The organism is Roseateles chitinivorans, assembly GCF_050632145.1.
GTDB lineage: Bacteria > Pseudomonadota > Gammaproteobacteria > Burkholderiales > Burkholderiaceae_C > Roseateles > Roseateles chitinivorans_B.
In genome coordinates this window covers 1,284,658-1,305,197 of sequence record NZ_CP192577.1, presented here as the reverse complement: position 1 = coordinate 1,305,197, position 20,540 = coordinate 1,284,658, and the positions used below count along the sequence as shown (strand labels likewise).

Sequence of the window (20,540 nt, the reverse complement as noted above, 5' to 3'; positions counted from 1 at the left end):
TGCGCAAGCAGGAACTGCGCAGACGCGGACCTGTGCCGCGCCGTGGCGGAAATGGAACGCGGGCTGACCGATGCAGATCTCGGTAGTGGACTCTTCAAGAAACGGATCGGACGATCCGGAGGCGGCAAACGCGACGGGTATCGCGTGATCGTGGCCCGTCGGCCAGGCGGTCCGTGGTTCTTCGTCGAGGGCTACGCGAAAAACGCCATTGCCAATATCGAAGCAGGGAAGTTGCATATCTGCAAACAGACAACTGCTCTGCTGGAAGAGATGAACGCCGATCAACTGGCGGACGCCGTTGACTCTGGACTCCTGAAAGAGGTGAACTGTGATGCGTAAGCGCAAGCACGAATCAATTGACCGGATGGTGAAAACCGGGTGGGCCATGCACGCTCGCGGTTGGGTGAGCGACGAGCGAATGCAGCGTCTGGGATGGGGTGGCATGGCGCCTCCCGAAGACCTGACGCCCGAGGAGGTCCGCGCCATCCGGGAGGAGGAGGATCTGAACCTCTACGTCTTCGCCAACATGCTCAACACGACGGCGCGTCTGCTGCGCCGCTATGAGCAGGGCATGACCCGACCCACCGGACCCGTCCTCCGACTGCTGCACACGATCCGGGAACAGGGCATGAGGAACGTCTTCCCCCTGAGTTCCCGCGCACTCGGCGGCATCACGAAGAAGCCCGCCGGTCTCCCGGCGGGCCTGGTGTCCGATGGCCCGCCGCGCGAAGCGGCAGACGGTGCTTGATCAGAAGAACTTGTAGTCCAACCCCAGCGTGAACGAACGTCCGCGCGGGTCGGCCACACGCGGCTCCCACGAGCTGCCCGAGCCGGTGTTCGTGTCGTAGCTGTTCGCGAACGGCGGGTCCTGGTCGAAGATGTTCTTCACGCCCACGGTGACCGTCAGGTTCTTGATGCCGCTGTAGGCCACGCTCGCGTGGTGCAGGTAGTACGGCTTGACCCAGGGATCGAAGGCCGTCGCGCCTGCCGCGCCGCTGAGCACGGCCGGCGTTCCGTAGCCGTAGTAGCCGGTCGAGTACTGCTGGCGCAGGGTCCAGGCCCAGTCACCGTACGAGTAGCTGATGTAGGCGCTGTGCTTCCAGCGGATGCCGAGTTCGCTCGACCGCGTGAACTGGCCGATCTCGCTCGCACCGAGCGGCGCGCCGTCCACCAGTGCCGACTTCTTCTCCAGCAGATAGGTCCCGTCCAGGCCGGCCGAGAGACGTCCGCCGTTCATCGGCGTGCTACCCCGCATCGAGAGTTCCAGTCCGCGCGTGCGCGTCTCGCCGGTGTTGACCCAGCTGGTATCGACGCTGATCAGCTTGCCGCTCGCGTCGCGGATGAACGCCGACGGGAACAGCGATGCGTTGTTCAGGAACTGCGTGAGCGACAGTGCCTGGATCATGCCGTCGCGACGGATGTCCCACAGGTCCACGCTCATGCTGTAGTTTGCCGACGGTTGCCACACGAAGCCGATGTTGGACATCTTCGACTCTTCGGGCTTCAGGTTCATCTTGCCGCTGAACAGCGTGGTGAACGTGATCGACTGGCAGCCGGGCAGGCTGCTGACCGCCTTGCTCGGGCAGGTCGCCGGGTCGAACAGCGTCGCGCCGGTCTGCGCGGACTCGGTGACGCCGTTGAACATCTGGTTGAAGGTCGGCACCCGGAAGCCGGTGCTGTACGAGCCGCGGAGCACCAGGCTCTGGATCGGCTGATAGCGCACCGAGGCCTTCGGATTGGTCGTGCTGCCGAAGCCGGTGTACTTGTCGTAGCGGACCGACAGGTTCAGGTCCAGGTCCTTGACCACCGGGATGATGGTCTCGCCGAAGATCGCGCCGACCTTGCGCTTCACGCCGCTCAGCGCGTTCACGTTGTCGAACGGCGCGTTGAAGATCCAGGTGTTGATGTCGTTCGTGTTGACGGTCTGGTTCCCGTCGAAGCGGTATTTCTCGACCCGGTAGTCCACGCCCACCGCCGCCATCACGTCGCCGGCCGGCAGCTTGAACAGCGGCCCCGAGGCGGTCGCGTCGTACTCGTCGGTCGTGTACTTGCCGCCATAGAGCTTGGTGCCTTCGGCCGAGATCGCGTCCAGCGCCGCCATCGCCGCGGGCGTCTGCGATTCGCCGGCCAGCAGGAAGGGGTTGAGCACGCCGGTGTTGATCAGATTGGCCAGGCCGACCCAGTTCTGGTAACCCGAGCCCAGCGTCGAGTTGCTCTTGCTGAAGGCCTGCGAGGCGCCGACCTTGTAGTCCCAGTCCTTGAGGAAGGGCAGCGGGCCGTCCAGGCTCAGCAGGTAGCGGCCGGTGTCGGACTCGGTCACGTACTCGCGCTGGCCGCATTCCATGCAGCGCCAGCGGAAGGCCAGCGGCTTGCCGGCCTGGCTGGCCAGCGACGGGAAGGCGCCGACCAGCGCATCCCACACGCGCTGGTATCCGGCACCGCTGGACGGATAGGCCAGCCCGTTGAAGGGATTGGGCACCCGCGTGCCGTTGGGCACCTGCACGGCCGTGGTGCTGGCCGAGATCTGGTTGGGCGAGAAGATCTTGTTCGACTCCGACCGGCCCAGCAGCACCTCGCCGGTCAGCATGTGCTCGCCCAGCTTGAGCAGGCCGCGCGACACGAAGTTGGTGTTCTTCACCGGCTGCTGGATCACCGCGGCCTTGCCGGTGTCCCAGGCGCAGCCGAACTGGTTGCCGGCGGCGGTGGTGCCGGTGCCCCAGATCTTCTCGGCATAGGGGCCGGTGTTGGGCTGCGACGCGCAGCCGGCCTGGCCGGGCAGGTCCAGGATGTTGGCGTTGGTGATGGTGGCGCCGTTGTAGGTCGGGTTCGGGATGTACGGCTGGAAGAAGACCGTCGCGAACGGCGTGCCGCGCGTGTCCGGCGACAGGCCGCGGCTGGGCTGGAAGCTGTTGACGAAGTCGCGCTGCGAGCCGTCCAGGCGCTTGTTGTCCGTGACGGACAGGACGCCCATGATGTTGAAGCCGTCCTTGTCGACGCTGCCGAAACCGCCGGTCACCGAGCCGCGGTAGATGTTGCCGCCGCCCTCCTGCGTCACGTCGGTGAAGCCGCTGACGGTCAGGCCGGTGTAGTCCTTGCGCAGGATGAAGTTGATGACGCCGCCGACGGCGTCGGTGCCGTACGTCGACGAGGCGCCGTCCTTCAGCACCTCGACGCGTTCGATCGCGGCCATCGGGATCTGGTTCAGATCGACGACGCCGCCGTTGAGGCCGTGCGCCGCGATGCGGCGGCCGTTCAGCAGGATCAGCGTCGCGTTCGCGCCCTGCAGGCGCAGGTTGGCCGAACTCGCGCCGTTGTTGCCGCGGGCCTGGCCCGACACCACGTCCGCGTTGGAAGCCAGGTTGTCCAGGCCGTTGCCGTTGGAGGAGAGCGTGGCGATCAGCTGTTCGGCCGACACGATGCCCTGGCGGTCCAGGTCGCGACGCGAGATGGTCTGCACCGGCAGCGCGCCTTCGTCCTGGATGCGCTTGATGCTCGAACCGGTGATCTCCACCCGCTCGATCTTCTGGACTTCCTGCGACCAGGCCGCCGCATGGGCGCCCAGTCCCACCACGACGAGGCAGCGGGCGAGTTGATTCAGTTTCACGACCTTCTCCTTGTTAACCGGTCCGGCGTCCTGGAAACGCCTCCAACGATTGCGGTCGTCCGATGCGGGGGCGACCCTTTGTGTTGCTGTGTTGCGAGCTGTGAACGATCTTCAAGCACGAGCGGTTTTCGCCGTCATAGGAACGTCACCCATTTGTTGTTTCCGTCCCGATGAATGCTTGTCTCGCGCATATAACCTGCGGGAATGCAGCGGGGCCGGGAATATACAGTCGCAGCCCATGCGATCGATCCCCGTCCTCGTCCTCCTGGCCGCCGCGCTCGCGACGAGCGGCTGCGCCACCCTCGTCGACACCCCGCCCGCGCCGGTCGAGACCGCGCTGCGGCAGGCCGGCGTGCCGGCGTCGTCGCTGGCGGTGGTGGCCTATCCGCTCGACGCGCCCGGCACCGGGCTGCGCCTGAACGCGGACCGGCCGATGGCGCCGGCCTCGACGATGAAGACGATCACCGCGGTGGTGGCGCTGGACCGGCTCGGTCCCAACAGCCGGGGACAGACCCAGCTGCTGGCCGCGGGCGAGATCCGCGACGGCCGCCTCGCGGGGCCGCTGGTGCTCAAGGGCGGCGGCGACGCGGACCTCGACTGGCCCGCGCTGTGGGCGATGCTGCGCGAGGTGCGCGAGCGCCACGGCGTGCGCGAGCTCGCGGGGGGCGTCATCGTCGACCGCGGCCTGTTCAACCCGGCGCGGCCGGACCTCGGCGCGCCGCGTTTCGATGAGCAGGCCGAGTTCCCCTACAACGTGATCCCGGATGCACTGCACCTCAACGGCAGCCTGCTGCAGTACGACTTCTGGTCCGACGAGCGAGGGCTGACGGTGCGACCGTTCCCCCAGTTCGGCGGACTGACGATCGACACGAGCGCGGTCATGCTGAACGACAGGCCCTGCAAGGACTGGGACGACGACTGGCAGCCGTCGCGCTTCGAGGCGCTGCCCGACGGCGGCGGCCGGTTGGTGCTGGCGGGCGGGTTCCCGCGTGGGTGCCAGGTCTCGCAGTCGTTGAACGTGCTGGACCGGCAGTGGGAGACGGCGCAGGCGCTGCGGCAGCTGTGGGGCTCGCTGGGCGGGACGCTCTCGAGCGAGATCCGCGAAGGCGCGACGCCTGAAGGTGCCCGCGTGCTGGCGCAGCACCGCGACCGCCCGCTGGCCGAGCTGCTGCGCCCGGTCATGAAGGCGTCCGACAACGCGCTGGCGCGGATGCTGTTCCTGAGGCTTGGCGCGTCCGCGGCCCAGCCGGGCGAGGACACCGGCGCGGCTGCCGCGCGCGTGGTGCGCGAGTGGTTCGTCGCGCAGAAGATCCCCACGGACGGCCTGGCGCTGGAGAACGGCTCCGGCCTGTCGCGCAGCGAGCGCGCGTCTGCCGCGCAGATGGCGGCGATGCTGCAGGCCTCGGCGCGCGGCGCGCACGGCCCCGAGCTGCTGGCGACCTTGCCGGTGGCCGGCGTCGACGGCACGCTGGTCCGTCGCTTGAGGGGCACGGCCGCGGAAGGCCGCGCCCGGATGAAGACCGGCACGCTGCGCGACGTCGTGGCGCTGGCCGGCTTCGTGCCGGACTCGACGGGCAAGACCTGGATCGTGGTCGCGATCGTCAACGACGATCAGGCGGCGAAGGCACGTCCGGCGATCGATGCGCTGGTGGATTGGGTGGCGCGGCGCTGACGCCCCGCAGGGTCAAAGCACCGCCGGCGACAGCAGCCGCAGCGTGCCGGCGCGCGCGTCCATCTCTGCAGGCTGACCGACGGGCACGGTGAACTTGCGCTTGATGTGGCCGATCATCGCGCCGCGGTAGACGGGCACGTTCAGCGGCAGGAAGTAGTCGTCGAAGACCTCGTCCAGCGTCAGCGTGCCGAAGCTGCCGTCACCGGGTCCGCATTGCGTGAACTTGCCCAGCACGACGCCGGCCAGCTGGTCGAGCGCCCCGCTCAGGCGCAGCGTCGAGAGCATGCGGTCGACGCGGTAGATGTACTCGTTGACCTCTTCCAGGAACAGGATCGCGCCGCGCGTTTCCGGGAAATAGGGCGAGCCGGCCAGCGAGCTCAGTACCGCCAGGTTGCCGCCGACCAGCGGCCCGCGCGCGACGCCCGGCCGCAGCGTGCTGATGCGGTCCTCGCGCTGGACCACATGGGCGCCGCGCTCGCCCTGCGGGTTCTGCAGCAGGTCCGCCTGCGCGTCCATCGCGACGGCGCGGAAGTGCTGGAGCGAGAACTCGTTCCACTCCGAGCCCGCGACCGGGCAGTGGAAGGTGATCAGGCCGGTCTGCCGATGGATCGCGTTGACCAGGCTGGTCAGGTCCGAGAAGCCGCCGAAGAACTTCGGCTTGCGGCGCATCAGCGCGTAGTTCAGCTTGTCGACGATGCGGTTGCAGCCCGAGCCGCCGGTCAGCGCGAGGATCCCCGCGACCTCGTCGTCGGCGAAGAAGTCGTTGATGTCCGCCGCGCGCTGGACATCGGTACCGCCGAACTGGCCGTAGCGCCCGCGCACGTTGGCGCCGAGCTTGACCTTGAAGCCGAGCGCCTCGAGCGACTCGACGGCGATCTCCAGCGGCTCGCGCTCGTAGGTGGCGTTGGCGGGGCTGACCAGGCCGATCGTGTCGCCGACCTTCAGCCGCCGCGCGCGCAGCGGCTCCGGCGCGGCGGTCGTGCGGGCGCTGCGGGCTTCACGAGAGGACGGGCCCGTCTGCGCCTGCGCCGACGGCAGCGCACCGAGCGCGGTGGCCGCGGCGGCGGTGGCGGCACCGGTGAGGATCTGTCGGCGGGAAGCGGTCATGGGATCTCCGGAAGGCAGGCGCGTCGAGTCGGCCAGGTCGACTCGTGCGATGAGGTGAGGGCGCTCAGATCACCAGCGGCAGCTCGCGGCGGACGCGCTCGCGGTCGCCGAAGTCGAAGTGCCACCACTCGGTGCTGATGGTCTGGAAGCCGGCATGGCGCATCGCCGCGCGCAGCCAGCCGCGGTGGCGGAGCTGGTCGGCGGTCAGGCCGCCGGTGGCGAGTTGCTCGGCCTCGAACTCGGGATGCGAGGCCGGCGTCATCTCGTCGAAGCCGGTGCCCATGTCGAGTTCGCGGCCTTCGGCGTCCAGCAGCGTGACGTCGACCGCCATGCCGAACGAATGGATCGAGCGCCGCGCCGGATGGGCGAGGTACTTCGTCAGCGGCGTGCCTTCCAGCTCGGCCCACAGGGCTTCCTGCACGCGTTGCGGCCGCAGCGCGTCCAGCACGACCAGCATCACGCCGGGGCAGTGCCGGCCGAGGTAGGCGGCGGCCTCGGCGACCGCGTTTGCCGATTCGCGGCGCAGGTAGGCGCAGTCCAGTCCGCCGTAGACGTTGCGGCCGACGAAGTTGTCGGGCGTCGCGTAGCGCAGGTCCACCGCGATGCCGGGGATCGTCAGCAGCGCGCGGAACTCGGCGTGCGAGGCGATCTCCTCGCAGGGGATGGGCGGCGGCGGGGCGTTGGCGACGGAGGCGTCCGAGGTCATGGTGAGGCGACGTGGAGGCGGATGATCAGACGCCGGGGCGCGTCACTCCAGGCTCTCGAGGTTGGCGCGGGCGGCGTCCCGCAGGTAGGTGACCAGCCGGCGCGCGGCCTGCGCCAGCGGTGCGCTGGCGGAGGTCAGCAGGTACAGCTGGATGCTCATGGCCGGCGCCAGTGGACGCACCTTCACGCGGGTGCGGTCCGCCGAGGCGGCGGTGAAGGGATCGACGGCGGTCATGCCGACGCCGGCCTCCACCAGTGCGCGGGCGAGCTGGTAGGTCTGGACGGTGATGCGGCTGTCGAGGTGGCGGCCTTCGGCCTCGCTGGCGTTGTGCAGCATGTGGCCGAGCGGGTCGTCCTCGGCCATGGCGATCAGCTCGGACTGGATCTCCTCGAGGGGCAGCGGGCCGGTGCCTTGCGCCTCGGGGCTGTGCATCGGGCACAGCGCCATCATCGTGCCGCTGGCCAGCACCTCCGCCTTGATGCCGGGGTGGCGCGGGTCCTGCAGGCTGAGGGCCAGGTCGGCCTCGCCGAGCAGAAGTGCGGAGACGATCTCCCGCGTGTGGTTCGTGCTGAGCTGGCACCGGCTGCGCGGGAAAGCCTGAGCCCAGTGCGTCATCGCCGCCGGGATCACCGAGGCGCCCAGCGTCGGCGTGGCCATCAGGCGCAGCGATTCGGATTCGCCGCTGCGCAGGTTGGCGGCCAGGCGCCGGATCGCGACCAGGTCGCGGTTGAGCTTGTCGATCTCGACGAACAGCCGCTGCGCTTCCGGCGTCGGATACAGCTTGCCGCGGACGCGGTCGAACAGCGGCATGCCGAGCTGCAGCTCGCAGTGCTGCAGCACCTTGGTCACGGCAGGTTGCGAGATGTGGAGCAGCTGCGCCGCGCCGCTGATCGTGCCTGCCTGCATGATCGCGTGGAAGACTTCTATATGGCGGAGCCTCATGTCGGCCCCCCGTCCGACGGGTACGTCGTCCGACCCCCCGTGGGGGCCCGGCCCGGCTTGGGGCGGCCCGGCGCTCGGGCCGGCGCGCTGAGAAGGAGGGGAGGCTTATTCACGATAGACGTTCTCAAAGACGACACCCCCGTTCGGCTGCATCTTGAAGCCGCGCAAGTCCTTGCTGGTGGGGATGTACACCGTCGAGTGTGCCATCGTGATCCACGGGCGTTCCCGCTTGAAGATCTCCTGGGCCTGCTCGTAGAGCGCGATCCGCTTGGCCTGATCCGCGGTGGCGCGGGCGGCGTCGATGAGGCGCTCGAATTCCTGATTGCAGAACTTCACGCCCGACTTGTTGGTCGCGCAACTGAGGTTGGGGGTCAGGAAGTCGTCCGCGTCACCGCTCTCGCCGGCCCAGCCGCTCATGTAGACCGTGTGCTCGCCGGCGTTGGCGCGCTTGAGGTACTCGCCCCACTCGTAGGTGCGGATCTGCGCGCGCACGCCGATGCGGGCCCAGTCCTGCTGGATCAGCTGCGCCATCAACTGCCCGTTCGGATTGGTGGGGCGCGTCACGGGCAGCGCCCACAGGTCGATGTCCAACCCGTCCGGGAAACCGGCCTGCTTGAGCAGCGCCTTGGCGCGGTCGGGGTTGTATTCGTTCTTGATCGACTTGTTGTAGCCGGGGATCGCGGGCGGGAAGGGATTCACCGCCTGCATCGCGTCGCCGCGCGGGAACAGCGCGCGGAAGATTGCGTCGCGGTCGACCGAGATGTCCAGTGCCTCGCGTACGAGCCGGTTGTCGGTCGGTGCCTTGCGCAGGTTGAAGGACAGGTAGGAGATGTTGAGCGCCTGGATCTTCTCGAGCCTGACGCGCTCCGGATGGCGGTCGATCGCGGCGACGTCGATGTCGCGCAGCGGCGAGGTGATCTGGCACTCGCCCGCGAGCAGCTTCTGCACGCGCACCGGCGCTTCACGACTGATGGTGAAGATCAGCTTCCGCGTCCTCTGCGGCTCGCCCCAGTAGTCGGGGTTGCCTTCCATGCGGACGACGTCGTCCTTCGCATAGCTGCGGAAGCGGTACGGGCCGGTGCCGATCGGGAGGCGGTTGATCTGCGCGGCCTTGCCGTCGCGCAGCAGCTGCTGTCCGTATTCCGCCGACTGGATGCCGGCGAAGGCCATCGCGAACCAGGTGACGAAGGTGACGTTGGGCTGGGTCAGCGTGAAGCGGACGGTGCGGTCGTCGAGCTTCTCCATACTCGCGATCGCCTTGGCCAGGCCGAGGTTCTGCGGATAGATGAAGTTGGCCGGGAAGGCCTTGTTGAACGGGTGCTCGCGGTCGAGGAAACGGCCGAAGGTGAAGAGCACGTCGTCGGCGTTCAGCGGACGGGTCGGCGTGAACCAGGGGCGGGTGTGGAAGCGGACGTTCTCGCGCAGCGTGAAGGTGAACTCACGGGCATCGGGGCTGATGGTCCAGCTCGTCGCGAGGGCCGGCTGCAGCGCGGTACCGCCGCGCTCGAAGCGGACCAGGCCCTGGAACATCTGGTTGTTGACGTTGTTCGTGCTGGCCGAATCCCATAACCCCGGGTCGAAGCCCTCGGGGCTGGCGTCGGTGCAGTACACGAGCGGCTTGACCGCGGCGGCACCGGCCGCATGAGCGACGGGAAGCGCGGCGGACAGGAGCAGAGCCAGCGAGAGGGGGAGGACTGAGCGCATCGGGAGGAGGGCAAGCCGCGCATTGTCGAAACGCCGCTTCCCAGGTCACAACTGAAATGGGCGGGTTGGACCATAACACTGGGTTATGTGGACTCAGTTGGCCTGCCTGATCCGGGAGAGCGTGAGCGCATAAGCGAGTCCGTCTTCCCGCTTCCCAATGCAGAAGACGATCACGATCAGGATGCCGTCTTCGACGCGATAGATCAGGCGGATGCCTTGCTTGAGCAACTTGATCTTGTAGAAGCCTGCCAGTTCTCCGTGGAGCGCGGATCCGGGGACGTGGGGCTTGTTCAATCGCTTGCCCAGCAGTCCTTTGAGAAGCTTCCGCACGGAGCCGTCCAGATTCAGCCACTCCCGCCATGCATCTACATGGAAGCGGATGCCATAGCGGTGTCCTTTCAACGGTTTCTCTTCAGAGGTCGTCAAAGTCCACCTCGACCAGCGGCGACTTGTCGGAAAGCCGTTCAATGGTCTTCCGGTAGGCGGCCTGATCGGCCAGGTCATCCATGACCGCCTCGTACAGGATCGGGTCCATCACGTAAAAGGCCAGCTTGCCACCGCGAAGCACCGTGATGGGTCGATGTTTCGCTTCTTTGAGGACCGTGTCCGTCTGCTTCTTGAATGCAGTCAGGCTGACGATCAATTCGTGTTCGATGGCGTCCATATCGGCTCCTTGGGGCGAGTCGATTATGGGTGGGACGTCCGGCGGAAATGGGCCAGGGCGGCCCAACGCGGACGCCGAGGTTTCGGGCAGGCGGAACGACATGGAGTAGGCTCCAAACGATGGCGGGCAGCAATTTCACGCCCGTCCGATGTCGCCCGCAATCACCTCAAAAAGCCGAAATGCTGACTTGAAAGCGCAGGGCGCTCTCTCGCATTTCATCCGATGTGAATCGTCGGTCAGATCACATCACAAGCCACGAGCCGCCCATCGATCTCCCGCAACTCCGGCCGTACTTCCGCGCAGCGCGCGACGGCCATCGGGCAGCGTTGATGGAACGCGCATCCCGTCGGCGGCTTCAGCGGGCTGGGCAGCTCGCCGTGGATGCGGATGCGCTGGCGGCGGTCGGCCGGGCGCAGCGCCGGCGTGGCGCTGATCAGCGCCTGCGTGTACGGGTGCAGCGGCTGGGCGAAGAGGCGGCGCTTGTCGCCGTGCTCGACCACGCGGCCGAGGTACATCACCATCACCTCGTCGGCCACATGCTCCACCACCGCGAGGTTGTGCGAGATGAACACGTAGCCCGTCCCGAACTCCGCCTGCAGGTCCATGAAGAGATTCAGGATCTGCGCCTGGATCGACAGGTCCAGCGCCGACGTCGGCTCGTCCGCGACGACGATGCCCGGCTGCATCACCATCGCCCGCGCGATCGCGATGCGCTGGCGTTGACCGCCCGAGAACATGTGCGGGTAACGCTGCAGGTGCTCCTGACGCAGGCCCACCTTCGCGGCCAGCGCCTCGATGCGCTCCTGCCGCTCGGCGCGGCTCAGCGGCGTGTTGATGACCAGTGGCTCCGCCAGCGTCGACGCGATCGTCTTGCGCGGATTCAGCGCCGCATACGGGTTCTGGAACACCATCTGCACGTCGCGTCGCAAGGCCTGGCGCGCCGAGGCGTCGGCCGCGTCGCGGCCATGGATGCGCAGGTCGCCGGAGGTCGGCGTCTCGATCAGCGTCAGCGCCCGCGCCAGCGTGGACTTGCCGCAGCCCGATTCGCCCACGACCGCCAGCGTCTTCCCCGGCGCCAGCGAGAAGCTGACGCCGTCCAGCGCGCGCACCGTCGCCTTCGGCGCGAACCAGCCGCGGCTCACGCGGTAATGCCGGGCGAGGTCGCGCGCCACCAGCAGCGGCGCCGCACCGGCGGCGGCAGGCTTGTCTGGCACGGCGCTCATGCGACGGACTCCTCGATCAACGGGTAGAAGCAGCGCACGCCGTCGACGACATCGGGCCGATCGGCACGGCAGCGCTCCTGCACCCGCGGGCAGCGCGGCGAGAACAGGCACCCCGCCGGCCGGTCCAGCGCGCCCGGCACGATGCCCGGCAGCGCCTGCAGCCGGTGCGCGCCGCGGTTGTGCTCCGGGATCGCCGCCATCAGCGCGGCCGTGTACGGATGCATCGGCGATCCGAAGACCTCGGGCAACGTGCCCGTCTCCACCACCTGGCCCGCGTACATGACGGCGACGCGCTGCGCCATCTCCGCCACCACGGCCAGGTCGTGCGTGATCATCACCAGCGCCATGCCCTGCTCGCGCTGCAGGCGCAGCAGCAGATCCATGATCTGGGCCTGGATCGTCACGTCGAGCGCGGTCGTCGGCTCGTCGGCGATCAGCAGCTTGGGCGAGCACGCGATCGCCAGCGCGATCATCACGCGCTGGTTCATGCCGCCGGAGAGCTCGTGCGGATAGGCCTTCAGCCGGCTCGCGGGATCGGGGATCTCGACCTGCTCCAGCAACGCCATCGCGCGCTGGCGCGCCGCGGCGCCACGCAGACCGAGGTGGGTGCGCAGCACTTCCTCGATCTGATGGCCGACGGTGTAGCTCGGGTTGAGGCTGGCCAGCGCGTCCTGGAACACCATCGCGATGTCCTTGCCGATCAGCCGGCGCCGTTGCGAGGCGCTCATGCCCAGCAGGTCCTGACCCTGGAAGCGCAGCGCCGTGGCCGTCACCTGCCCGGGAGGATCGATCAGGCCCATCAGCGCCATCATGCTCACGGACTTCCCGGAGCCCGATTCGCCGACGATGCCCAGCACCTCGCCCGGCGCGACGTCGAGGTCGACGCCGTCCACCGCCGGGAACGCGCCGAAGCGCACGCGCAGGTCGCGGATCTCCAGCATCACGAGACCCTCTTCAGGCGCGGATCGAGCGCGTCGCGCAGCCCGTCGCCCATCAGGTTGACGCTTAGCACCGACAGCAGGATCGCCAGGCCCGGCAGCGTCACCACCCACGGCGCGCGGACGATGTAGTCGCGCGCCGACGAGAGCATCGTGCCCCACTCCGCCATCGGCGCCTGCACGCCCAGGCCGAGGAAGCCGAGACCGGCCGCCTCGAGGATCGCCGCCGAGAAGCTCAGCGACGCGTTGACGATCAGCGGTGCCGTGCAGTTCGGCAGCACCGCCGAGAACATCAGCCGCCAGGCCGACGCGCCGGCCACGCGGCTGGCGGTGACGTAGTCCTTGCCGAGCTCCGCGAGCGCCGCGGCGCGCGTGAGCCGGACGTACTCCGGCAGGCTGCCGACGGCGATCGCGATCACCGTGTTCGTCAGGCCCGGGCCGAGCACGGTGATCACGCAGATCGCCAGCAGCAGGCCTGGCAGCGCGAGCATCACGTCCATCACGCGCATGACGACCGGCGCGAGCAGCCGTTGATGGAAGGCCGCCAGCAGTCCCAGCAGCACGCCGGGGATCAGCGACAGCACCACCGACGCCAGGCCGATGCCCAGCGACACCCGCGCGCCGTGCAGCAGGCGCGACAGCAGGTCGCGGCCGAGCTCGTCGGTGCCGAGCACGAAGCGCATCTGTCCGCCGTCCATCCAGATCGGCGGGGTGAGCATGTGCTCGCGGTACTGCCGCACCGGATCGTGCGGCGAGATCCAGGGCGCCAGCAGCGCCGCCAGCGCCAGCAGCGTGAAGACGATCAGCGCGACCAGCGCGCCGCGATTGGCGGAGAAGCCGCGCCAGAACTCGGCGAGCGGGCCAGGTGGCGCGATCGTCGGCGTGGTCGAAGGTGTGGAGGGGAGGGCGCTCATGGACGTCTCAGCCCTGCTTGCGGATGCGTGGGTTCACCACGCCGTACAGCAGGTCCACCAGCAGGTTGACCGCGATGAAGGTGCAGGCCGAGATCAGGATCCCCGCCTGCACCACCGGATAGTCGCGCCGCGCGATCGCGTCGATCAGCCACTTGCCGATGCCGGGCCAGCTGAAGATGGTCTCGGTCAGCACCGCGCCCGCGAGCAGGCTGCCGACCTTCAGGCCGATCACCGTGATCACCGGGATCAGCGCGTTGCGCAGGCCGTGCACCAGCACCACCCGTGCCGGAGACAGGCCGCGCGCGCGGGCGCTGCGCATGTAGTCCTCGCGCAGGACCTCCAGCAGGCTGGAACGCGTCATCCGCGCGATCACCGCCGTCGTGCTGGTGCCCAGCACCAGCGCCGGCAGCAGCAGGTGCCGCAGCGCCGAACGCCACGCGCCCGCCTCGTCGTGCAGCGCCGCGTCGATCAGCATGAAGCCGGTGACGCGCTGGACGTCGTACTCGACCGCGATGCGGCCCGACACCGGTGTCCAGCCCAGGCCCACCGAGAAGAACATGATGAGGATCAGCCCCCACCAGAACAGCGGCATCGAGTAGCCGACCGTCGCCACGCCCATCACGCCCTGGTCCAGCAGCGAGCCGCGCCGCAGCGCCGCGCCGGTGCCCAGCGCCATGCCCAGCAAGATCGCCAGCAGCAGCGCGAAGAGCGCCAGCTCCGCCGTCGCGGGGAACAGCGCGAGGAACTCGTGCGAGACCGGCTCGTGAGAAACCAGCGAGCGCCCCAGGTCGCCGTGCAGCAGTCCGCCGACGTAGTCCGCGTACTGGCGCCACAGCGGCTGGTCCAGGCCGAGCTCGTGCATCAGCCGCGCATGGGTCGCGTCGTCGAGCGCGCGCTCGCCCATCATGATCGCGATCGGATCACCCGGCACCAGCCGGATCAGGCCGAAGGCGACCAGCGTCACCCCGATCAGGGTCGGCAGCAACGAGGCCAGGCGGCGGAGCAGGAAGTTCAGCAAGGCGGGCGGTGGCGGGCGGGGAAGGATCGGTCGGGGTCGACAGGCGCGGTCGGGCCGGTCGAGGCGGGCGAGGCGGGCGAGGCGTCGGCGGATTCAATAGGCCGAGCGCGGCTGGCTGTCCGCCGGCAGCGGCTTTTTCATCACCAGGCCGCCGGGCGTCGTGACGACCTCCAGCAGCGCGGCGGTCTCGGCGTCCATGCCGCCGGAGAAGTCGGCCGGGCGGTACTTCATCTGGAAGGTGCTGATCACCTCGCGCGTGGCGGTGTCCAGCAGGCCGGTCTGCGGCGTCTGGTAACCGACCTGCGCCAGGCGCTTCTGGAACCAGACGGCATCCGGCACCGGCGCGACCTGATAGATCGCCTGCTTGATCTGGACCTGCGCGGCGTCCGGCCACGCGATCAGCCCGGCGTCGGCGAGCTGCTTCCACGGGAACGCCGGACCCGGATCCTGCTTGCGGCCGGGCGCGATGTCGTTGTGACCGAGGATGCGGTCCGAGCGGATGCCCTGGCGCGCGACGATCTCCTTGACCAGCTTGATCACGTCGTCGATCTGCGCCTGCGGATACGGTGCGTAGACGCGGCCCATCGGTGTCTCGGTGAAACCGGGGTTCACGATCTCGATGCCGATCGAGGCCGAGTTCAGGTTGGTGGCGCCGCCCCAGTAGCTGACGCCGCCGTGCCAGGCGCGGCGGTTCTCGTCGACCAGCTGGTAGACCTTGGACGGGGTGTCCTGCACCAGGTAATGGGCCGAGACCTTGCCGCCGGTGGTCAGCACCTTCATCGACTTCTCGAAGTCGATCACGGTGTAGTGGAGGATCAGGAACTGGGCGCGGCTGTCCTGGTTCTCGGAGACGTGGGTGCGGTCGATCTGCAGCTGCGTCGGCGAGGCGCAGGCCGCCAGCAGGGCCGCGGCGGCGAGGGTCAGGAGCTTGGTTTTCATGAGGCGAGGGCCGCGCGCCGCGCGGCGGCCAGGGCTGTGTCGGGTTGATGGACGGTGAGGGACAGGTCGTGCGGCAGTGCGTCGCGCAGGCCCGATTCGATCGCCGGATGCAATTGCAGCACACGTCCGGCGGCGCTCACCGGCCGCGGGCCCAGCCGGCGCACCAGCGCCAGCGGCAGCCGGGCCAGCTCGCGACCGGCGCGATGCAGCAGGGCCAGCGCATCGGCGTCGTCGTCCGCGGCGGCGCGCGCGACGGCCAGCGCCAGCCGGCCGATCGAACCTCGGCGTGCCGCGCTGTCGCCGCCGTACATGAACGCGCGCGTCGTCGGCCAGTCGGCGTCGCCGAGCTCGTCGAAGAGATGTCGCGCGAGCGGGAACCGGTCCAGGCGCCGGGCGACTCGTCCTCGCGGCGCCAGACCAGCGCGAGTGCCTCGCGCGCGATCCATTGCCCGCCGCCTTCGTCGCCCAGCAGCGGGCCGCGGCCGCCGGCGCGGTGCAGCGTGCCGGCCTCGTCGATGAAGGCCGCGATCGCACCGGTGCCGGCGTAGACCAGGTAACCCTCGCCGGGCCGGAAGAGCGCGTGCCAGGCTTGCGCGATGTCGCTGTCGCACTGGATCTGCGCGGGCGCCAGACCCAGCTGCTGAGCGAGCAGCGCGCGCAGTTGCCGGCCCGCGGGGCCCTCCGGTTCGCCGAGTCCGGTGATGCCGGCCTGCAGTCCGCTCAGCGCGCCGGGCACCGCGTGCGACAGGACCGCGGCGGCCAGCGATTGCAGCGTCTGCGCCAGCACGACCCGGCCGGCGCTGGTGTCCAGCAGCAGCGCGCTGAAGCCGCCGACCTCGCCGCGCGCGACCAGCGTGCCGTCGGGCCGGGCCAACGCCCAGCGCGTCTGCGTGCCGCCGGCGTCCAGGCCCAGGCCGAGCTTCAGTCCCACCGGTCCCGATGCGGCACCCGCGCGGGCCGGCACAGGCCGGTCGGGCGCGAGGAAATCGGCGGTGGCGGAGGGCGTCGGACTCATGGCGGCGTTGGCGCGCGGAGCTTACGAGGGGCCTCGCGCGTTCGCCATTGTCAATGCGCGTGGCAGGTATGAGTTGGGCTCATGGCTGATGGACGGCAATGAGGCGCTTGACGTCGGTGCCGGTGCCGGTGCCGGTCGAGCGTCCCCGCCCGCCCGCGCCTGGCGGGCCGGACGGGGCTGCGCCGCCCGCGCCATGAAAAACGGGCTCCCGAAGGAGCCCGTTGCGGTGCCGTGAAGGACCGGCCGCGGAGGCCGGTCGATCGCGGAGATCGTGCAGTCGATCGTGTCGTGGATCAGAACTCGTAGGAAGCCGTCACCTGGACCGCCCACTGCGATTCGCCCTTGACCTGGCGGATGGCCAGGTTGTCGTTGATCGCGTTGGCGTTGGTGCGGTACACGTAGTTGCCCGCCGCATCGATGCCGGCGAAGTTCACGAAGCTGCGACGGTTGCCGCCGGCCGACTGGAACGTCACCTCGTCGATGCGACCCCACTTCTTGTTGAGCAGGTTGCCGATGTTCAGGATGTCGAACGAGACCTTGCCCTTGTGCTGCGGGAAGAAGCCCGGCACTTCCTGGCTCAGGCGCAGGTCGAAGCTGTTCACGAACTGCGAGAACGAGCTGTTGCGCGGCACCACGGTGCCCTTGTACTTCGCCAGGTCCGGGTTGTTGTCGACGATGTTCCAGAACGCCGCCTCGTCCGCCGCGGTGGCGAACTTGACGCCGGCCGCGCCGCGCGCCGCCGGGATGTACATCAGGTCGTTGCCGGCCACGCCGTCGCCGTTCATGTCGTTCAGGTAGGTCCAGCTGTAGGGCTTGCCCTTGCGGCCTTCCCAGAACAGGCCCACCGTCGTCTTCAGGTTGCTGATGAACGCCTTCTGCCAGGTCACGTTGGCCGTGACGCGGTCGCGGATCATGTACGCCGAGTTGGCGGCCACGTTCTCGTTCGGGTTGAAGACGGCACGCGAGTTGAAGTTGGAGTTGGCCACCGACGAGGTCAGCGGGCTCACTTCCGACGCTTCCGTGTACGTGTAGGCGACGCCGAAGCCGAAGCCGTCACGCGCCGGGCGCTGGAACGACAGGGTCACGGCATTGCCGTCGCCCTTCTTCGTCTTCGTCGCCTGCGTCACGTTGTTGTACGAGGCGTTGGACAACGCGCGCGAGCGACCGCCGCCGCAGTCGTAACCACCGACGACGTTGGTGGCCAGGCTGCCGTTCGTGTTCTGCCAGCAGCGCTGGTCATAGCTCTGCGGGGTGTAGTACAGCGAGCGGCCATCCGGACCGGTGGCGGTCGGATCGCCCAGGTTCAGATGCTGGTAGTAGATGCCGGTCTGGACCTTCGTGTAGACCCACTCGACGCCGAAGTTCATGCCGAAGAACGGCAGCTCGGCGTCATAGGCCAGGTTCATCTTCCAGACCGACGGCTGGCCCAGGCCCTTCTGGATGAAGTCGACGTTGGCGGCCGGCGTGGTGCCGGTCAGGATCGGCTGCTTGGTCGGGTCCGCATTGAACACGCCCGACGCCGTCGGCGAGCAGGCGCTCAGGCCCGCGGCGCCGCAACCGATGATGCGCGTGGCCATGCCGGTGTTGGAGTACGGGTTGGTCAGCCACACGGAGGCCGCCGCGCCCTGGAACAGGCCCGCGCCGCCGCGGATCTGCTTCTTGTGGCCGGTGCGGTTGTCCAGGTTGTAGTTGAAGCCGAAGCGCGGCTGGAACAGGTTCTCGCCGTCGACGGTGGTCGAGTTGTCCAGACCGAAGCCGCCGGTGGCGCGGGCCACCGCGGCCGGGCCGGTCACGCGGCCCGCGACGGGGGCGGCCGCGGCCGCGGCGTTGTACGTCGGCTTGTCGTCCGTGCTCATCTGGTCGACGCGGAAGCCGGCCGTGATGTTCAGGTCCTTGGAGATGTTCCAGGTGTCCTGCACGAACAGGCCGGCCTGCTGCAGCGTCCACTGCGCCGCGCCGTCGTTCAGCGTGCCGCCCGCGACGGGGACCTGCACCTGGTACGAGGACGGACGGCCGCGGGTGAAGTTCTCCAGCACGGCCTGCTGCACCAGCGCCGCCGAGGCGGTGTTGCAGTTGATCGCGCCGAAGGTGTACTGCCACGCGCTTTCGCAGCCGAACGTGTAGTTGCCGTTCACGTTCTGGAAGAACGCGTTGTAGATCTTGTTGCGCTGGATGTCGCCGCCGAACTTGATCTCGTGATCGCCCTTGACCCAGGTCGCGCCCAGGTAGCCGTCGACGGTCTTGGTGTCCAGGACGTTGAACTGGCGGCTCTGCTCGGTGCCGAAGTTGACGAAGCGGTTGCCGGTGCTGGAGCCCGCCGGGGCGCCGTCGGGCAGCGCGCCGTTGAAGCGGATGCCGATCGAGGGCAGGTTGCTGTTGTTCTGCGGCACGCTGTTGTAGTCGCGGCTCGAGATCTTCAGCTCGGTCGAGAAGTCCGGCGTCCAGTCGGCGAACCACTGGCCGACGACGGTGTCGATCTTCTTCTTCTGCTGCCACCACTGCGAGGTCATCTGCAGACCGGTCGCGCTGTAGCCGCCGAAGCCGCCGTTGTTGGTGTCGGACTGCTCGGTGCGGGCCACGCGCACGTTGACGCGGTGCTGGTCGTTGATGTTCCAGTCGATCTTGGCCAGGTAGTCCTTGACCGACAGCAGCGAGGTGCCCAGCACGGAGCCGGTGTCGATGCCGTAGGCATCCTTGGCGGTCTTGGTGATCGCGTCGAGCTGGCCTTGCGAGATCGCGTTGTTGGTCAGCGAGCTGCCGATCGGGCCGAATTCCGGCTGGGCGCGGTTGCTCTTCGTCTCTTCATAGTTGGCGAAGAAGAACAGCTTGTCCTTGATGATCGGACCGCCCAGGGTCACGCCCTTGGTGTCTTCCTTGAAGCCCAGGAAGTCGGTGTAGCGGCCGGTGCCGCGGTCGAAACGCTCGCCCATCATCGAGTCGTTGCGGTACTTGTAGTACACGCTGCCCTTGTACTCGTTGGTACCGGACTTGGTGACGGCGTTGATGTTGGCGCCCGTGTAGCCCTTCTGGGTCACGTCGTAGTTGGACAGGTTGACCTGCACCGACTGGATGGCGTCGATCGAGATCGGCTGCTTGGCGGTCGGCAGGTTGTTGCCTTCCAGGCCGAAGGTGTCGTTGATGGCGACGCCGTCGATCGTGATCGAGTTGTAGCGCGAGTTCTGGCCCATGGCCGAGATCTCGCCACGCTCCTTGTCGGTCTGCGCCAGGCGCGGATCGTTGCGGGCGTAGTCCTGCAGGTTGCCGGAGAACGAGGCGAACGCGTCCAGGTCGGCGCGCGTGATCTGCGTGCCGGCGCCCATCGTCGCGTTGTTGAACTTGGCGGCGCTGCCGCGGCCGCTGGTGACCACGGTCTCGAGCTGCGTCGAGGCCTTGCCCAGCTGCACGTCCAGGCCGAGCGTCTCGGCCAGGGCCAGGTAGACGTTCTCGGAGACTTCGCGGTCGCCGTCCTTGCTCACCGTGATGGTGTAGGGACCGCCCACGCGCAGGCCGCGGGCGCTGTAGCGGCCGTCGGCATCGGTGGTCTGCGTGTTCGAGGAGCCGGACTCCTTGTGCAGGATCACCACCGTGGCGCCGGAGACGGGCTTGCCGTCAACGCCGACCACGCGTCCGCCGATGGCGGACGTGGTGTTCTGGGCCATCACTGGCGCGGCCGCCACGATGGCGACCGCGACGGATAGCGCCGTCCGCGAAAAACCCGACCAATCCTTCTGATTCATTTCCTGTGCTCCTGTGCGACGTCAGACCGAAAACCCGTTCCGAGGGAGGCATCAAACGTTCCGCAAACGTTTTCCTTGGCCGACTTCACCGCGATTTGTCGCGTGTCCGTCCTTGACCGCCCTCGATTTGTTATTGCGCGAGGCCGGCTTATGCAGCGGCCTTCTTCGCTTATGAAGCAAAAAGCCTACCAGCCGAAACCTGCCGCATCAATGCGGCAATATCGGGAGAGCTCCCCTTCACGTCGCGCTGTCAATGCGCCATTCGAGCCAATTGGCATGGCCTGTCCTGGCGCCTCGACAACGCGTCAGCGGCGCAGTCTGGAGAGCGATTGTTGAGGAGCTGTGACAAGTGTTCAC

The 20,540-nt window shown here is 68.4% G+C and carries 18 protein-coding genes; 3 read left to right on the top strand and 15 right to left on the bottom strand.

Annotated features, from left to right (window positions below; translation table 11 throughout):
• Positions 1-51 precede the first annotated feature (51 nt).
• On the top strand, positions 52-339 hold the full coding sequence (locus ACQ86G_RS06015; protein ID WP_431261345.1) for a type II toxin-antitoxin system RelE/ParE family toxin: 288 nt from the start codon (positions 52-54) through the stop codon (positions 337-339).
• Positions 332-748: a helix-turn-helix domain-containing protein gene (locus ACQ86G_RS06010; RefSeq protein ID WP_431259747.1), complete on the top strand. Its 417-nt coding sequence runs from the start codon at positions 332-334 to the stop codon at positions 746-748. Before ACQ86G_RS06015 ends, ACQ86G_RS06010 begins: the two co-directional genes overlap by 8 nt.
• On the opposite strand, the gene ACQ86G_RS06005 is transcribed toward ACQ86G_RS06010, so the two are convergent.
• Positions 749-3,604 (bottom strand): TonB-dependent receptor domain-containing protein, encoded by a 2,856-nt coding sequence (locus tag ACQ86G_RS06005; RefSeq protein WP_431259746.1) that lies wholly within the window; start codon positions 3,602-3,604, stop codon positions 749-751.
• Positions 3,605-3,842: 238 nt separating this feature from the next.
• On the opposite strand from ACQ86G_RS06005, the gene dacB reads away from it, so the two are divergent.
• On the top strand, positions 3,843-5,276 hold the full coding sequence (gene dacB / locus ACQ86G_RS06000; protein WP_431259745.1) for a D-alanyl-D-alanine carboxypeptidase/D-alanyl-D-alanine endopeptidase: 1,434 nt from the start codon (positions 3,843-3,845) through the stop codon (positions 5,274-5,276).
• Positions 5,277-5,288: 12 nt separating this feature from the next.
• Here dacB and ACQ86G_RS05995 read toward each other — a convergent pair whose 3' ends face one another.
• The 14 genes from ACQ86G_RS05995 to ACQ86G_RS05930 form a co-directional block, all read right to left on the bottom strand.
• On the bottom strand, positions 5,289-6,383 hold the full coding sequence (locus ACQ86G_RS05995; protein ID WP_431259744.1) for a S66 peptidase family protein: 1,095 nt from the start codon (positions 6,381-6,383) through the stop codon (positions 5,289-5,291).
• A 64-nt stretch (positions 6,384-6,447) separates the two neighbouring features.
• Positions 6,448-7,089, bottom strand: a complete 642-nt coding sequence (locus tag ACQ86G_RS05990; protein ID WP_431259743.1) for a M15 family metallopeptidase — start codon at positions 7,087-7,089, stop codon at positions 6,448-6,450.
• A 42-nt stretch (positions 7,090-7,131) separates the two neighbouring features.
• Entirely contained in the window at positions 7,132-8,031 is a 900-nt protein-coding gene (locus ACQ86G_RS05985) for a LysR family transcriptional regulator (protein ID WP_067279572.1), read from the bottom strand.
• Positions 8,032-8,136: 105 nt separating this feature from the next.
• Complete coding sequence (locus ACQ86G_RS05980; RefSeq protein ID WP_431259742.1) at positions 8,137-9,735, bottom strand: ABC transporter substrate-binding protein; 1,599 nt, start codon at positions 9,733-9,735, stop codon at positions 8,137-8,139.
• A 93-nt stretch (positions 9,736-9,828) separates the two neighbouring features.
• Positions 9,829-10,137 carry a type II toxin-antitoxin system RelE family toxin gene (locus ACQ86G_RS05975; RefSeq protein WP_431259741.1) on the bottom strand — a complete coding sequence of 103 codons (309 nt, stop codon included), beginning with the start codon at positions 10,135-10,137 and terminating at the stop codon, positions 9,829-9,831.
• 10 nt (positions 10,138-10,147) lie between these two features.
• On the bottom strand, positions 10,148-10,399 hold the full coding sequence (locus ACQ86G_RS05970) for an antitoxin (RefSeq protein WP_431259740.1): 252 nt from the start codon (positions 10,397-10,399) through the stop codon (positions 10,148-10,150).
• A gap of 236 nt (positions 10,400-10,635) precedes the next feature.
• Entirely contained in the window at positions 10,636-11,622 is a 987-nt protein-coding gene (locus ACQ86G_RS05965; RefSeq protein ID WP_431259739.1) for a dipeptide ABC transporter ATP-binding protein, read from the bottom strand.
• Entirely contained in the window at positions 11,619-12,563 is a 945-nt protein-coding gene (locus ACQ86G_RS05960) for an ABC transporter ATP-binding protein (protein WP_431259738.1), read from the bottom strand. The genes ACQ86G_RS05965 and ACQ86G_RS05960 overlap by 4 nt, the downstream gene beginning before the upstream one ends.
• A complete protein-coding gene (locus ACQ86G_RS05955; RefSeq protein WP_431259737.1) occupies positions 12,563-13,474 on the bottom strand; it encodes an ABC transporter permease subunit in 912 nt (303 codons plus the stop codon). The genes ACQ86G_RS05960 and ACQ86G_RS05955 overlap by 1 nt, the downstream gene beginning before the upstream one ends.
• 7 nt (positions 13,475-13,481) lie before the next feature.
• A complete protein-coding gene (locus ACQ86G_RS05950) occupies positions 13,482-14,492 on the bottom strand; it encodes an ABC transporter permease subunit (protein ID WP_431259736.1) in 1,011 nt (336 codons plus the stop codon).
• Between the two features lie 93 nt (positions 14,493-14,585).
• Positions 14,586-15,431 (bottom strand): N-acetylmuramoyl-L-alanine amidase, encoded by an 846-nt coding sequence (locus ACQ86G_RS05945; RefSeq protein ID WP_431259735.1) that lies wholly within the window; start codon positions 15,429-15,431, stop codon positions 14,586-14,588.
• Positions 15,428-15,571 (bottom strand): hypothetical protein, encoded by a 144-nt coding sequence (locus ACQ86G_RS05940; RefSeq protein ID WP_431259734.1) that lies wholly within the window; start codon positions 15,569-15,571, stop codon positions 15,428-15,430. The genes ACQ86G_RS05945 and ACQ86G_RS05940 overlap by 4 nt, the downstream gene beginning before the upstream one ends.
• Positions 15,568-16,446, bottom strand: a complete 879-nt coding sequence (locus ACQ86G_RS05935) for a BadF/BadG/BcrA/BcrD ATPase family protein (RefSeq protein WP_431259733.1) — start codon at positions 16,444-16,446, stop codon at positions 15,568-15,570. The genes ACQ86G_RS05940 and ACQ86G_RS05935 overlap by 4 nt, the downstream gene beginning before the upstream one ends.
• Before the next feature lie 293 nt (positions 16,447-16,739).
• Positions 16,740-20,183: a TonB-dependent receptor gene (locus ACQ86G_RS05930; RefSeq protein ID WP_431259732.1), complete on the bottom strand. Its 3,444-nt coding sequence runs from the start codon at positions 20,181-20,183 to the stop codon at positions 16,740-16,742.
• Positions 20,184-20,540: the final 357 nt, after the last annotated feature.